The organism is Streptomyces sp. NRRL S-337 (assembly GCF_000720175.1).
Classification (GTDB): Bacteria; Actinomycetota; Actinomycetes; order Streptomycetales; family Streptomycetaceae; genus Streptomyces; species Streptomyces siderophoricus.
On the sequence record NZ_JOIX01000041.1, the window covers coordinates 25,819 to 40,580 of the forward strand.

General features: G+C 67.7%; 13 protein-coding genes and 1 pseudogene. 3 read left to right on the forward strand and 11 right to left on the reverse strand.

What is annotated here, in order from left to right; translation table 11 throughout:
* Window positions 1-25: 25 nt before the first annotated feature.
* Window positions 26-811 carry a DUF4253 domain-containing protein gene (locus tag IG62_RS42265; RefSeq protein ID WP_030807814.1) on the reverse strand — a complete coding sequence of 262 codons (786 nt, stop codon included), beginning with the start codon at window positions 809-811 and terminating at the stop codon, window positions 26-28.
* A 109-nt stretch (window positions 812-920) separates the two neighbouring features.
* Window positions 921-1,140, reverse strand: a pseudogene (locus IG62_RS47935) (IS5/IS1182 family transposase); the annotation flags it as partial.
* A gap of 8 nt (window positions 1,141-1,148) precedes the next feature.
* Between IG62_RS47935 and IG62_RS47385 the strand changes: the two are divergent.
* Window positions 1,149-1,301: a hypothetical protein gene (locus IG62_RS47385; protein ID WP_158795104.1), complete on the forward strand. Its 153-nt coding sequence runs from the start codon at window positions 1,149-1,151 to the stop codon at window positions 1,299-1,301.
* 584 nt (window positions 1,302-1,885) lie between these two features.
* Window positions 1,886-3,358, forward strand: coding sequence for an IPT/TIG domain-containing protein (locus tag IG62_RS0125630; RefSeq protein WP_234326744.1), 1,473 nt, complete (start codon window positions 1,886-1,888; stop codon window positions 3,356-3,358).
* A gap of 242 nt (window positions 3,359-3,600) precedes the next feature.
* Here the strand turns inward: IG62_RS0125630 and IG62_RS0125635 are convergent, their stop codons facing one another.
* The 7 genes from IG62_RS0125635 to dnaE form a co-directional block, all read right to left on the reverse strand.
* Window positions 3,601-5,436: an ABC transporter ATP-binding protein gene (locus IG62_RS0125635; RefSeq protein ID WP_030807820.1), complete on the reverse strand. Its 1,836-nt coding sequence runs from the start codon at window positions 5,434-5,436 to the stop codon at window positions 3,601-3,603.
* Between the two features lie 47 nt (window positions 5,437-5,483).
* Entirely contained in the window at window positions 5,484-5,918 is a 435-nt protein-coding gene (locus tag IG62_RS0125640) for a lasso peptide biosynthesis B2 protein (RefSeq protein ID WP_030807823.1), read from the reverse strand.
* Window positions 5,915-6,169 carry a lasso peptide biosynthesis PqqD family chaperone gene (locus tag IG62_RS0125645; protein WP_030807826.1) on the reverse strand — a complete coding sequence of 85 codons (255 nt, stop codon included), beginning with the start codon at window positions 6,167-6,169 and terminating at the stop codon, window positions 5,915-5,917. The genes IG62_RS0125640 and IG62_RS0125645 overlap by 4 nt, the downstream gene beginning before the upstream one ends.
* Window positions 6,170-6,208: 39 nt before the next feature.
* Window positions 6,209-8,086 (reverse strand): lasso peptide isopeptide bond-forming cyclase, encoded by a 1,878-nt coding sequence (locus tag IG62_RS0125650; protein WP_051798570.1) that lies wholly within the window; start codon window positions 8,084-8,086, stop codon window positions 6,209-6,211.
* Between the two features lie 34 nt (window positions 8,087-8,120).
* On the reverse strand, window positions 8,121-8,231 hold the full coding sequence (locus tag IG62_RS46590) for a keywimysin-related RiPP (protein WP_107053056.1): 111 nt from the start codon (window positions 8,229-8,231) through the stop codon (window positions 8,121-8,123).
* A 252-nt stretch (window positions 8,232-8,483) separates the two neighbouring features.
* Window positions 8,484-8,612: a hypothetical protein gene (locus IG62_RS49655; protein WP_267887916.1), complete on the reverse strand. Its 129-nt coding sequence runs from the start codon at window positions 8,610-8,612 to the stop codon at window positions 8,484-8,486.
* A gap of 570 nt (window positions 8,613-9,182) precedes the next feature.
* The gene (gene dnaE, locus IG62_RS0125660; RefSeq protein WP_030807832.1) at window positions 9,183-12,782 is read right to left on the reverse strand and encodes a DNA polymerase III subunit alpha; all 3,600 of its coding nucleotides are present in this window, start codon (window positions 12,780-12,782) and stop codon (window positions 9,183-9,185) included.
* A 345-nt stretch (window positions 12,783-13,127) separates the two neighbouring features.
* Between dnaE and IG62_RS47390 the strand changes: the two genes are divergently transcribed.
* On the forward strand, window positions 13,128-13,514 hold the full coding sequence (locus IG62_RS47390; protein WP_158795105.1) for a WD40 repeat domain-containing protein: 387 nt from the start codon (window positions 13,128-13,130) through the stop codon (window positions 13,512-13,514).
* A gap of 75 nt (window positions 13,515-13,589) precedes the next feature.
* Here IG62_RS47390 and IG62_RS0125665 read toward each other — a convergent pair whose 3' ends face one another.
* Window positions 13,590-13,880 (reverse strand): hypothetical protein, encoded by a 291-nt coding sequence (locus IG62_RS0125665; protein WP_158795106.1) that lies wholly within the window; start codon window positions 13,878-13,880, stop codon window positions 13,590-13,592.
* Window positions 13,877-14,491 carry a ParA family protein gene (locus IG62_RS0125670; protein WP_078872233.1) on the reverse strand — a complete coding sequence of 205 codons (615 nt, stop codon included), beginning with the start codon at window positions 14,489-14,491 and terminating at the stop codon, window positions 13,877-13,879. The genes IG62_RS0125665 and IG62_RS0125670 overlap by 4 nt, the downstream gene beginning before the upstream one ends.
* Between the last annotated feature and the right edge of the window lie 271 nt (window positions 14,492-14,762).

Here is a 14,762-nt window from a genome sequence, read left to right on the forward strand (position 1 = left end):
GAAAGAGGCAGCCCCGCCGTCATGCCTAATCCCACCAGAACGACCAGGAAGCCTGGTTCACAAGGTCCGTCGCGTACTCGGGGAACGGCGTGGGCGGGTCATCGACGATGTTGTCCGCAGTCGACAGCACGTGCTCCAAAGCGAGCAGGTTCGCGTGATGTGCTTCAACAGGGGGTCTCGCGACAGAGACATGCAGCTCACTGCGGAACACCGCAACGATCTGGGCACCGAAGCGGTCCTCCCAGCTCCGCAGGAGAGCACACAGTAGGGGGAGCGGTGCCTCCGCAGACCAGCCGATCAATGCCAGAGCATCGCTGCCACGATCGGCAGGGACGAGCACGAGGCGGCACTCGTCCAGCCCGAACTGCCCGGTCTCAATGAGCCAGGTGAGCAGGCTTGCCGCGGCCTCGTCTGGCGTGGGGGCTGCGGACGTAGCTGGCATCTGCGGTGCCAGGCCCGGCCACTGTTCGAAGGGCGGTCCGGGGTCGTGTGGCCACGGCTCACTTCCTTCGGGCACCGGCGCCGGCGTCGGGTCCGTCCAGAACGGCAGCCGCCTACGGCGGTACTCGGCGAAGTCCGCAGCCAGCACCTCCTCCAGGCGGACGGCGTCGACATGTTCCAGGCTGACCGGTCTTCCCATGGCGTCGGGCCAGCACAGGAGCGGAACCAGGCCGTGTTCGCTCTGATCACTGAGCAGGCGGGGCCATAGCTGTTGAACGTTCTGCGGGAATTCGTCAGAGACCCACATACGCGCAGGACCACGAGACAGGAACCGGCCGGGAGGCAGACCATCGGGTAGGGCAAAAGACATGGTCGCACCATAGACCGCGGTACCGACAATGCAGCCGTCCGCAGCATCGAGGGACGTCTCCGCTATCAGTGATCCAAACGAAACTGCCTAGATCCGGCGGAGACCATGGGCGGAGCCAGAGTCGGATCGCGGCGACGGCGACGGTGGTCGTGGAAGATGCAGCCGCACCTGTCGAACCTCGTGGCCACGGCCCGGGAGTTCTTCAACGCGTTGATCGTCCGCTCGACTTCGTTCCTTCACTTGTAGATCGTCTTGTCGAAGCCTGCGGGTCGGCCGCCCTTGCTGCTCCTTCGTTGGCGGTTGGCCCGCTGGTTCTTCGGTTCGGTCCGAGGTCGTCGTGAACGCACAGGCGCCGCCGACCCGAGCGGCGGCAACCGCTTCCGTGTGGGGGCAGCAGCACCCGTACCGCTGGAACGGCGCCAACGTGATGCTGACCGCGCTGGACCTGACCCGCCGCCTCTACCTGATCAAGCCGCCGCCGAAGCACTGACGTACCAAGCCTGGTCACCGGGGGCAGCCGCGTGCTCCACCTCTCGCTGAAGGAGGCGCCACTGCACCAGTACCTCGGCGCGGTCGCCCCCGGTGCCCTCGGCGGCACGCGATCCCGCGGGGCTTGCACATAATTGCGAAGTCGCAGGTCAGAGCCTCGATTGAGTGACTCCCTGGAACGCCTCGCCTCTTCCCGAATTCGGGAACAAGTGGGCCGTCCTCGCAGGTCGGCGAAGTAGCAGTGCGTTCCTGATGACGTAGCACCTTCTGATCTCAACGCTGGGCCAATTGCCAAGAGCACCGCGCAGAGAGGCGGCGTGGAGGAAAGCCTCAGTATCACCTGGCTCGGCGAACCGGCCCCCACGTATAGCCAAGGGCCAACAAGGTGAACCTGGTCAACCTGACGGCAGGAAAGGCGCCGGACGTCGCAGAGGGGAGGTCTGATTGTGCGCGACCCCATCGGACGGTCGGTTCGGCACAGAGCTGCCCTGATGCTGCCGAAAGGCCGTCCCGCCTCCGCACCGGCGAAACATCCAAGGAGCAGGAACGACGATGGCACCCGATCCGACAATCGCCCAGGTGACCATGACCCTGGCCGCCTTTGCAGCCACCGGAGCCACCCCGCGTCCGTCCGGGGAAACCCTGGAGCAGCAGACCCAACGAATCATCACCGGCATCGACGCGCAACTGAGCGATCGCAGCCTTGCGACGCAGGGCGCGTGGGAGCTGGTGTGGCTCGCCCTGAGCCAGGCCAACGCCAATATGGCCTACCTCGCACGGAGCACCAACGGCTCGAACGAGTTCGCCGTGGTCGCTCGCGGAACGGACGCCGATCTGACCGACATCCTCGAGGACCTCGACGTCGGCACGGTCGTCCCGTTCCCCGAAAGCGGATCGCCGAAGCCCATCACCGTTTCCAAGGGAGCGATGGATGCTTTCCAACGGGTTGTCAAAGCCCGCTCGATCGCCTCGCCCTCCCCGAACGTCACGCTCGCTCAGGCGCTGGCCGTCGCGCTCAAGGCGGCGCCCTCCTCGCCGCAGCCGACCGTCTATCTGACCGGTCACAGCCTGGGCGGTTGCATCGCCACCATGCTCGCGCCGTACCTGCAGGCACAGACCTTGCCGAAGCAGCCGAGGTTCGCGGTGATCACCTATGCCGCTCCCACCGCCGGCACGCAGAGCTTCGTCAACTACTTCAACTCCGTGCCGTGGATCCTCAACGAGCGCCAGAACAACGCCTACGACCTGGTACCGCACGCGTGGGCCGATCTCGACACCACCGCCGGCTGGTACCCGAGCCCGGGACCGCAGGCGACCGACGAAGTGAAGCTGCTCATCGGGACGATCTCCAAGCGCACCAAGGGCAACGTCTACGTCCAGCCCGGCACGCTCTACCCGATGAACACCGGTTACACGAGCCTTGCCAAGAACCTGGTCAACAAGACCACCCAGGACTTCCTCGGCCAGGTCGCCTTCCAGCACGCCAACTCCACCTACCTGGACCTGGTGGGGGCGCCTGCCGTCCCCTCGCCGCCGGTGGTGACCGACATGAGCCCCACCTTCGGCGCCGCAGGCGACACGGTGACCATCAACGGCAAGGATTTCAGTCAGGACAGCAAGGTCGACTTCGGCCACTTCGCCTGCGCCGACCGCGACACCGTCATCGACCCCTCCGGCCTCAAGATCACCACCAAGGTCCCCAACGGAACGGGCGTCGTCCCCGTCCGCGTCACCAACACCCTCGGCACCTCCCCGGCCGTCGCCATGGGGCAGTTCGCCTACGGCGGACCCGCACCGGTGGTGGTCAGTTCGGTCAGCCCGACCAGCGGAAAGGTCGGCACCCCGGTCACCATCAACGGCTCGGGCTTCGCCAAGGGCGCCACCGTGCACTTCAAGGACAAGGCATCCGACTCGGTCACGTTCGTCTCGACCGGCCAGATCACCGCAACCGCGCCCGGTCAGCTCGACGTCCAACAGACCGTGAACGTCACCGTGACGGTCGGCAAGGCCACCTCTCCCACCAGTCCGGACGACGAGTTCACCTACACCGGACGGTAGCGCCCGCACGCCCCGTTCCCGTAGTGACCCTTCGAGCAGCCCAGGCCCTGGCCGCCGACCGGTCGAACCGTGCCCGGGCGAGGGATCGTCGCAGGGCCGTTCGCCCTGCGGCGATCAGGCCACGGAGCTGTGCGGCACGGCGAGCAGCGCCCGGCGACCAGGCGCCCGGAGCCCCCGGAGAGACGTGCTTGTGCCGGCCGCGCGCCATCGGTGTGGGGCACGCGAAGCCGCACCCCCTGCCGTCACCGTGGGCCGGGCGGGGCAGGGGGTACGGCCACGGCGGGCGGCGTCGCGCCGGTCGTGCGCAGCATCTGGCCGGCGGCCAGGCGGCGGTAGACAGGGCTGGTGGTGAGCAGCTCCTCGTGGTGCCCGGCGGCAGCGGTACGGCCGTCTTCGAGCACCACGATCCGGTCGGCGTGCTGCACCGTGGAGAGCCGGTGCGCGATCACCAGCACTGCGCACTCCTGGGCGACGTCCTTCATCACCCGGGTCAGCGCGGCCTCGTTGAGGGCGTCCAGGTGCGCGGTCGGCTCGTCGAGCAGGAGCAGTGACGGCCGTGCGAGCAGGGCACGGGCCAGGGCGACCCGTTGCCGTTCACCGCCCGACAGGGTGTTGCCGCGTTCACCGAGCACGCCGGACAGCCCTCCGGGCAGCCGTGCCACCACTTCCTCCAACTGGGTGAGTTCGACGACCCACCGCACCTCGTCGTCGTCGGCACCAGGGACCGCGTAGGTGAGGTTGTCCCGCAGGGTCCCGTGCACGACGTGGGTGTTCTGGTCGACGACGGCGATACGGGCCCGGCACTCCGCGCGGCCGAGGTCGGAGGCGGGCCGGCCGTCGAACAGCAGGGTCCCGGCGTCCGGTTCGTAGAACCTGGCCACCAGCGCGAAGAGCGTGCTCTTGCCCGCCCCCGACCGGCCGACCAGGGCGACCTGCCGGCGGTGCGGGACGTCGAAGGAGACCCCACGCAGCACCGGGCGGTGCGGGTGGTAGCCGAAGTGGACGTCACGCAGGACGAGCGCGGGCGCCGCGTCGCTCCCGGATCGCTCCGCCCGCCGCGATGCACGCGCACCCACGGCCGTCTCCTCCCGCTCAACGGGTTCCACGGGCAAGGTCAGCACCTGCTCGATCCGCTGGTAGGCCCCCATGCCACGTTGGATCTGGCCGACCGCCCGAAACGCCGAGGACAGTGGCAGGACCAGATAGGACGCGTACAGGAGAAAGGCCACCAGGTCGCCGAGCGAGTTGGCCCGGCCGTTCACCCGCAGACCGCCGATGACCAGGACGAGCAGGAACGAACCCTGGACGGCGAGTTCGACCGCCGGACTCATCATCGACGCCAGTTTCGCGGTCCGCACGCCCGCGCGGTACGCCGATTCGACCCGCTCCCCGATGCGCCGCGCCTCGCGGTCCTCGGCGCGGTGCACCCGCACCATCGGCAGGGCGCCGAGTGCGCGCTCCAGGTCGGCGCAGATCGCGCCGACGGAGTTCTGCATGCGCTCCGAGGCCGCCCGGATGCCCTTCAACAGCGAGGCCACCACGCCCGACGCGGCGGCGATGGTCACTGCGACCAGGAGCAGCAACAACGGGTCGAGCCACACCATGAGCACGAGCGCGCCCGTCCCGACGAGCGCACCGGACACCAGGTCCGACAGCGCCTGGGCCACCACCTCCCGCAGCAGGGTGGTGTCGGCGGTGACCCGGGAGATCAGATCACCACTGCGGTGCCGGTCGTACTCCCTCATCTCCAGCCGCAGCAGCCGCGCCACCAGGCCGTGGCGCAGTCCGCGCACCACGCCCTCCCCGGTGCGTTCCAGCAGGAAGCGTCCCACCGCGCCGGTCGCGGCTTCGGCCCCGAAGAGCGCGGTGAGCAGCACCAACAGCGGCCAGGGGACGGACCCTTGACCGCTCCCGTCCACGATGTGCTTCGCGACGAGCGGCTGGACCAGCCCGAGTCCGGAGCCGACCATGGTGAGCGCGGTCGCGACGGCGATCGAGGATCGGTGGCCCGCGGTGAGCCGGACCAGGGTGACCACCGCGGCCCGCGTGGACCCGCCGCCGCCGGGCGGGGCAGGCATCTCCCCGCTGCGGACCTCCTCGCTGGTTCCCTCTCCGCTGGTTCCGGTCATGCGTCCGTCCGGCTCACCGGCCCGACGGCCATGAGGCGGGTGAAGTAGCCGTCCGGTACCCCCTCGGCCACCGGGCGGCCCTCCGCCTCGATCCAGGCGTGCGCGGTGAACGGGGGCACCACCCGCACTCCGGTGCACCACGTGGGCCAGGTTCCGCGCAGTCGGCAGAGCAGGGCGGCACCCAGCGAGCGCGGCAGACAGCCGCGAGGGCCGGCGCACCGCAGGCTCGCCGCACACATCGCGTCCCGCGCCTCCACCGCCTGGGCGGTGGAGGCCGGAGTTGCGCCGCGGCGGACGAGGGCGAGGACCACCCGGAGCCGGCGCGGCGGCAGGAGGGTCAGTGCCAGGGCGGGCAGCAGGACGGTGCGAGCGGCCAGCCGTCGGGTCAAGGGGACGCCGGCCGGCCGGTCCAGTGCGCTCGGGGTCGTCATGCGGCCAGCCCGGACGCCCGCAGTTCCTGCACCAGGGCCGCGACGTCCTGTGCCGCCTGTGCCCGGTCGATGTCGAACCGCGCGACCAGTGCGTCGACGGCGTCCCCTTCCTCGCCGCCGTCCAGCAGGGACCTGATCACCAACGTGCCGGTGGGGTTGAGCTCCCAGTAGTCCCCGCTGCGCTCGTCGAGAAGTACGGTGCCGTAGTCGGTCTCCGCCGTGGAGACATCGGCGTTGAACCGCAGTGCCATGGTGAGAACCTTTCCGTCGTGGCCCGGTGAGAAGGCGCACTAAGAGGCGGGCGAGACCGCGTCGTTGAGGGGGCGTGTTCCGGCGGTACGGGCGAGACCGCGCAGCCACACTTCGCAGGCGATGGTCGAGTACAGGATCGCGTCGCGCAGTCCGGGTGCGGAGGGGCGTCGGGCCAACTGCCGCAGCGCGTCGCCGTCCACCAGACCGAGCTGTTCCAGTCGGGAGTCCTCCCAGAGCGCCATCAGGTCGCCGCGGTGTTCCCGCAGCCCGTTCGAGGCGTCCATCGAGGCCTCGGCCTTGTTGCCGCGGCGCAGGCACACCTCAGGTACGACGCCCTGCATGGCGGCGGCCAGCAGGGGTTTGTAGCGCCAGGGCGTTACGCGCTCGGCGGGGCGGACCGCAAGGCATGCCTCGATCACCCGGTCGTCGAAGAAGGGCGACGCCATGGGAACCCCGGCTCTTGCGGCCATCCGGTCCCACTGCCGGATGATGCGGGTGCAGGAACGGATTTGTTCCAGGTCGGTGTGCAGCCCACGGTCCCGGTGCAGGGGCGTGGCCTGCCCGGCCGCCGCGCGCAACGCCTCCCCGGCCATCCGTTCCGCGTCAGGACTCACCCAGTCGAACAGCCGGGGCGCCATGCCCCACCCCAGACTGCTGGCCACGGACGGCGGTTGGGGACCACGCAGCCGACTGCCGGCGTCGGCCAGCCACTTTCCGTACGGCCGGGAATCGGCCAGCGCGCGTACCGTGCCGCCGAGTGGCCACTCCCACAGGGCCCGGAACCCGCGCAGCTGGCGCAGGGCGAAGAGCGGCCGTGTCCGCAGCAACCGGTGGTAGTAGGCCTCGGAGCACCACGCCACGTGGTCGCCGCCGATACCGGTCAGATGCAGCCGGCTGCCCCGTTCGGCCAGCCCCGGCAGGTGGTGCAGTACCCGGGACCGGTCCATCACGCCGATGGTCGGTTCGTCCAGCAGATCGTCGATGTCGAGCAGGCCGGTGTAGACCAGCGGTGAGTCATCGGCGTCCCAGATGACGTGTTCGAGGTCGGGGAGAAAGCCGGCGGCCTGTTCCGCCCAGTGCAGGTCGGTGTCTGCGGGATCGCGTCCGGGCCAGGTACTGGCCACCACCCGGGCCGACGACCGTGCGGCCAGGAAACAGATGGAGGTGGAGTCCAGCCCGCCGGAAAGATCGCAACTGACCACGCCACCCTGCCGGGTGCGGGCATCCACGGCCGTGGCCAGCGCTTCCCGTACGGCGGGTGCGCCGTCGGCGAGCGAGCGCGTGGGCTCGGGCGGCGTCCACCAGCGGGACCGCCGTACGGTCCGCCCGTCCGCCGCGACGATCAACGCGTCCTGTGGCGATACGGCCGTGACCCCCGGAAACATCGGCGCCTCGAACAACGGATGAGGAACCGGCCACAACAGCCGAACGGCCAGTTGTGCCGCGTCCGGACCGGAGCCGAGCGCGTCCGCGAGGACGTCCGCGCTGGTGGCCGCGACCTGGATGCCGTCGACGGCGGCGTGGAACACCAGCCGGAGACCCGACGCCGTGCCCTGCACCCTGAGCTGCCCGTCGAGCGCGCCGACGAGATGGAAGCTTCCGGGAAGTGTGCGCGCCAGTTGGTCCAGCTCGGCAAGGTCCCTCAACTTGCCGGCGTGCCACCGAAGTTCGGCGGAATCGATCGGGCAGCATCCGACGACGGCGAGTGCCGCACGGCCGGCGCGTGCGGTGACGATCTCGTCGTCATGCCAGTGACCGACCAGCCAGGGCCGGCCCGAGTCATGGGTCAGGATGCGCGTTCCTGGACGGGAGAAGGAGCAGGAGCGGGCCACGGCGGCCGCATCCGCGCGGTCGGGAAAGACCGCGAAATGCGCGTCGCCGGGGCCCGGTCCCTTGCTCTGGTGCGAGTCAGCCATGGATTCGATGCAACGATCCGTCAGCTGTCCGCGGTCAGTTCTTGCTCAGGATCAGCCGGTCGTTTCCGGAGCTGCTGAGGAGTCCGGTCTTCTTCCGGAACGTCCCCAGCCGGACGAGGGTCGGTGCTTCGTATGCCTTCTTCATGACGTCTCCTCCGTCTTGCTTGCGGCCGCCTCCCTGGTACGGCCGTGAACCGGACACGCCGGCCCACGGCCGTCCCGGCGTCCAGGCCCATCGGGAGCCTGGACGAGGAGGCGGGGCGTTCGCAGACGAAGCTAGTTGCGGGCCGGTGGCCCTCTGCAACCCCCGAAAGGTAAGTATGATTTTCGGCTTAACGACAAGATGGTGGGTGCATCGAACCGCCCTGTTCATCGCTTCGTAAAAAGTGAATCCAAGTCAGCGAGTAAATTCCGCGGCAACGAAACGTTTTGAACTGGCTTCCGGAACCCGACCCTCGATCCGGTCGGAGAGAGGGCGCACGGTAGCCAAAGGTGCGCCGGCGGCCGCGCCCTCCTCGATCTCCACCGTGAAAAAGTGGCCAACGGACACCGGTGCAGTTCTCTCTCGGCCGAGGCAACTTGGTGGCTCAAGCGGGGCAGAGATGACCTCAACCGCCGGACGTATCGGCAAAGCTCAGCCCCACAGGACGAGTTGAGGCCTTTCCGTAGCGGCTCTCGGCGGTGGGACGCCGCAGCGCCGCTGCGCACCCATGATCTGCGCGACGCGGCGGAGGTGCCTGCCCCGCCTCTGGCCCTCACACATGCGCTGCACCGGCGCATGCAGGGTCTTCCCTGAAGCTCGTTCATTGAGCTGTTGACTCGCCGGCCCCGACGACACCCCTAAGACCCGGCGACCACACGCGGAAGTGTGGGTTCGGTGGAGGGATGTCCCACTGCCTTGATCACCTGTGGTGGCCAAGGTGGCGCGGCGGACCCGCAACACGTTCGATCCCGGTGTCGTTGGACCCGTGTGACGATCACCGCGATGACCGATGCGCTGGAGCGCGACCCCCGCGTGCTCGTCGCCGCATACAAGGCCGCGTCGCACCGGAACGACCGACGCCCGGGGAGGAGTGGGAGGGAGCGCCTCTCTCTGTCACGCCATGCCCTGCCAGGCATCTGGGCCGAAGCTGCCCTTGATGTCAGAGGCGATCGTGGTCGCATTCACAGTGGATCGCAGTTGGTAGACGATGGTCTTCTGCACCCCTCGCACCGACAGGTGGACCGGATTCTCCCCCGGGTGTGCCCCCACGATCCGCCTGAGTTCCTTGAGCGCGGGCTCGTTGATGCGGTGGTAGGGGAACTTGAGCAGGACGGGCGCTGCGCCAGTTCGCTCCGCCGAGGCGACGTCGAGCACCTGCATCTCCTGACCGAAGATGCTGATCGTGCCGTCACGGTCGTTGATGCGGCCCTGCACGGACACCACGCTGTCTTCGACCAGAGCGCCCATGACGAGCTGGTAGGCAGCGGGGAAGAACAGGACCTCCATCGTGCCGTCACGGTCGGCGAGGTTGACGATCGCCCACGCACTGCCTTGTTTGGTCATCTTCTGTTGGACGCTGGTGATCAGACCCGACAGGCGCACGATGCCCTCGGTGCGGCCGGAGGCCAGTAGCTCAGGAATGGTGATGTCCCGGTTGGCCGAGAGGATGTGCTCGGTGCCATCCAGAGGATGCGCAGAGACGTACATCCCGAGCATCTCACGCTCGGTGGAGAGCAGCTGCTTGCGCGGCCACTCGCTGTCGTCGATGCTGAGGTCGATGCCGAACCCGGCCGAGTCATCACCGCCTTCCCCACCAAGCCCCGCGAACAGGTCGTCCTGCCCGTAGGCGGCAGCCTTCTTCAACGGCACCACCGCGTCGATGGCCGTCTCGTGGATCGCAGTCAAGCCCTTGCGGGTGTTGCCGAGCGAATCGAAGGCTCCGGCCTTGATGAGCGATTCGACCGCCCGCTTGTTGAGCGCCGGCAGATCGGCCTTGTCGAGGAAGTCGGCGAACGAACTGAACTTCCCCTTGGTCTTGCGGGCCGAGACGATCGCCTCGATGACGTTGTCGCCGACGTTGCGGACCGACCTCAGGCCGAAGCGCACGTCGTCGCCGACGGCCGCGAACTCCGCGACGGACTCGTTGGCGTCGGGCTGAAGGACGGTGACGCCGAGCTTGCGGGCGTCTGCCAGGTAGATGCCGGCCTTGTCCTTGTCGTCTCCGACGGATGTCAGGAGGGCGGCCATGTACTCGGCCGGGTAGTTCGCCTTTAGGTAGGCGGTCCAGTAGCTGACCAAGCCGTATCCGGCGGTGTGACTTTTGTTGAAGGCGTACCCGGAGAAGGGCAACATGACGTCCCAGATGGCCTTGATGGCCTCTTCCGAGTAGTCGTTGGCCTTCATGCCGCCGTGGAACTTCTCCCACTCCGCGGCCAGCACCTCGGGCTTCTTCTTGCCCATCGCGCGGCGCAGCATGTCGGCGCCGCCGAGCGTGTACCCGGCGAGGGTCCGGGCGATGGCCATGATCTGCTCTTGGAAGATGAGCAGGTGGTGGGTGGAGCCCAGGATCGGGTCGAGGACTTCCTTCAACTCCGGGTGGATCGGGTCGGGCTCCTGCTTACCGTTCTGCCTCAACGCGTAGTTGGTGTGCGCGTTGGCGGCCATCGGGCCGGGCCGGTACAGGGCGAGGGCCGCCGCGATGTCCTCGAACCGGGACGGCTCCATGAGCTTCAGCAGGGCGCGCATGCCGCCGCCGTCGAGCTGGAAGACACCGAAGGTGTCGCCCCGGCCGAGGAGTTCGAAGGTCTTCTTGTCATCGAGGGGGATGACGACCGTTTCTGTGTCGCCGTCCATCGGATCGACGCAGGCGAGCTTGACCCCGCGGTTCTCGCGGATGTTGTGGATGGCGTGGTCGATGACGCCCAGGTTCCGCAGGCCCAGGAAGTCCATCTTGACCAACCCCATGTTTTCGCAACTGGGGTAGTCAAATCCGGTGATCTTGACGCCGTCCTTGGCCCGCATGTGCAGCGGGATGCGCTCGGTCAGCTTGGTCTTGGACAGGATGACCGCGGCTGCGTGCACACCGGTACCACGCGTCAGGCCCTCGACACCTTTGGCGGTGTCGATGACCTTCTGGACGTCCGGCTCGTTCTCGTACATCTGCCGGATCTCGCCGCACTCGCCGTACCGCGGGTGCTCGGGATCGAAGATTCCATCCAGAGGGATCGACTTGCCCATGATGTCTTCGGGCAGGGCCTTCGTGATCCGCTCCCCGTGCTGGAACGGGTAGCCGAGGATGCGCGAGCTGTCCTTGATCGCGTTCTTGGCCTTGATCTTGCCGAACGTGTTCACCATGGCGGTGTAGGCATCACCGTATTTCTCGGTGACGTAGCGCACCATCTTGTCGCGCTGGCGGTCGTCGAAGTCGAGGTCGACATCCGGCGGGTTGATGCGCTCAGGGTTGAGGAACCGCTCGAAAAGCAAGCCGTGCTCCAGCGGGCACAGCTCCGTGATGCGGGTCGCGTACGCCACGATCGAGCCGGTGGCCGAGCCACGGCCCGGACCGACCGGCACTCCGTTCTCGCGTGCGTACTTGCAGATATCCGCGACGACGAGGAAGTAGGAGGAGAAACCCATCGGACCGATGACCGACATCTCGGTCTCGAACCGCTCCATGACCTCGGCCGGGGTCGGGGCGCCGTAGCGCCTGGCGAGACCCTTCAGGCACTCCTTGCGCAGCCATGACTCCTGTGTCTCCCCCTCCGGCACGTCGGGGAACTGCGGCATCTCATCGACGTTGTCGAAGACCTCGTCGTACGACTCGACGCGCTCCGCGATCAGCAGCGTGTTGTCGCACGCCTCAGCCAACTCGGAGAACAGCCCGCGCATCTCGGTAGCGGTCTTGAGGTAGTAGTCGTTGCCCGAGAAGCGGAACCGTTTCTCGTCGGCCTTGTTCTTGCCGACACCGATGCACAGCAGATTGTCGTGCGCGTCTGCCTGGTCCGCGTGGATGTAGTGCGCGTCATTGGTGGCCAGGAGCGGGATGCTCAGCTCGTTGGCCAGTCGCATCAGGCCGTCCCGGACCTGCCGCTCGATGGACAGGCCGTGGTCCATCAGCTCCAGGAAGTAGTTCGCCCGGCCGAAAATGTCCTGGTAGGCGGAGGCGACCTCGCGCGCCTTGTCGTACTGGTTCAGGCGCAGCCGGGTCTGGATCGCGCCGGAGGGGCATCCGGTCGTCGCGATGATGCCCTCGGCGTGCTCGCTGATCAGTTCCATGTCCATCCGCGGCTTGCCGGCCGGGAACTGGCCGGTGTACGACGCCTCGGTGGACAGGTAGAAGAGATTGCGCAGACCCTGGACGTTCTCGGCCCACATGGTCATGTGGGTGAAGCGGCCCCCACCCGAGACGTCCTTCGATCCCTCTCCGTCGTCGGACATGGCGCGCTGCCCGCCAGGGCCCCAGAACTCCTGCTTGCGGTTGCGGCGCGAGGAAGGAGCGACGTACGCCTCGATCCCGATGATCGGCTTGACGTTCTCGAAGCCCTTGGACACCTGGTGGAACTCATACGCACCGAACATGTTGCCGTGGTCGGACATCGCCACTGCCGGCATGCCCTGACGGTCCACTTCAGCGAACATCGGCTTCAGCTTCTGGGCACCATCGAGCATCGAGTATTCGGTGTGATTGTGCAGGTGAACAAAGCTGTCGGACACCGGTCAGGCACCTCCGAGGCAGGTCACGGGAAGCCCCTCACCCTACCCCTCCGCCCCATCTCAAACGCCGAGGCGAGGAACTCAACGCACCGACGACAAAGGCCAGTTGGTGGCCCTTTGGGGCGTCCAGCGACCCCCATAATCGTTTCTGTGTCTCTTCATACGTGAGGTCGCCGACGCCTCGGACGGGCTGCCGCGCTCCACACGAGGATGGCGCTGTCGTCTGCGGCTGGAGCCCACTTGGAACCCGGGCCGGATCCTTCCTGGCGGGAAACCTGTATGCGGACGACTGCCCCGAGGGCTGGCGGCCTGGAGGGCGCGGTAGCGAGTGCCCTGCCCCGGCGCATGGACAGCCACGCACGACAGCGCCTCGCAGTCTTCGCCGGTACACCACGCGATATCAGCGGTCCCCCAGAGCCCGTCTCGGCGCTCTCCTTCTCCCCCGACGCCCACACGCCGGCAGTAGTCGGAACACGCGGCACAACTCAACTGTGGGATGTCACTTCCAATGCCCAACACGGTCACGTCGCACCCGGCGCTGGCGACACCATCCTCGCGCCGGCCCTCAGCCCCGACAACCAGACTCTGTACTCGGCCGGAGACCACGTCACACTGCAGAAAGCCGACGAGATCCTCGACAAAGTCGCCGCATACCGCCACCGAATCTCCGGCTCAGATCACGAACTCATTCACCGGAGGTCCGAGGGGTCTTTGCATGACGTCGATGTGTGACACCTCGGCGGGACACCGTCCACCACGGCGTGAGCTGTGGCGGGGCGAACCAACGGTTCACCCTGAGCCACTTGGTCAGCGGCCCGAATCCGGGTCCTCACGCGGGACGGACGCAGCCCGGTCTCCGGGCCGAGAGATACAGCCGGCGGTGACGGCCATGGTACGCAGGAGGGTCGTGCCGGCGAGTACGACCGAGGTGACCGGCCGTCCCAGCCATCGCATCAGATCGCCTCGCAGGTGGGGATCGACCTCGACGGTCACCCGGAGGTATCTGTTCTGCAGCGTGGTGACATTGGCGGAACGGGGCGACGAGACGTCCTGCCCGCGCCGCAATGCAGCACGGTAGCTCTCCTTGCGCTGGCTCATACCTCATCCTGACGCTTGATCAGTTCCTCTGCGAAGTCCATGTATGCCGAGCCCTTGGCCTGGACCGGGTTCCCGAAGGACTGGGCGTACAGGTCGAGCCGAGCAATGTGGGTGTTCAGCACCTCGAAACCCCGCTCGGTCAGCGCCTCGCGAGCGTCCGCATCGGGCCCGGTGCGCGTGGCATCGGGTCGGTTGGTGCGATTGAGCAGGACCGCCGTACGGGCCGGCTCGGCGCGCAGGGACTGCACGTCCGCCATCTCGCCGAGGATGGGCGCCATCCGGTCCAGTTCGATGGGGGCAGGAGTCACGGGCACGATCCACTCACTGGCGTACCTCATGATGCTGCGGGCGATGCGGGGATGGTCCTCCAGCTGAGGCGCATCGAGCACGACGGCCTGCCGGTTTCCGAGGAAGTCGTTCACGCGACGGTGGACGTCCCCCACCGGCAAGGCGATCACCGGAAACGGAAAGCCATCGGCCAGCTCGCTCCAGCGCAGCGCGGAGGCGGCCGGGTCGCCATCGACCAGCAGCGGCGACAGTCCCGACTCATGAAGCGCGTGGGCCAGCCACACAGCACTCGTCGTCTTTCCGACGCCCGGCTTGAGGTTCACAAAAGCGCAGCTCAAAGACACAAGAACCGACAATAAGGGGCACTATTGCTCATTCTCGGTCGGCGCGAGGGTGTGGCTTCGTGGTTCACCCGCAAGCAGTGAGAAACGTCGGCCCCCCGTGGCGCTCGCGGCTGACCGTGTGCACCACCGGTTGCATCTCGTCGGAATGGTTGCAGACGCCGTGGGGGGCTCCGTCTCAGTCCGGGATGGCGGCACCAACAAGGTCGGCTGTGACGAAGCACGCCGTTACCGCACAGTCCTGACGGTCCTC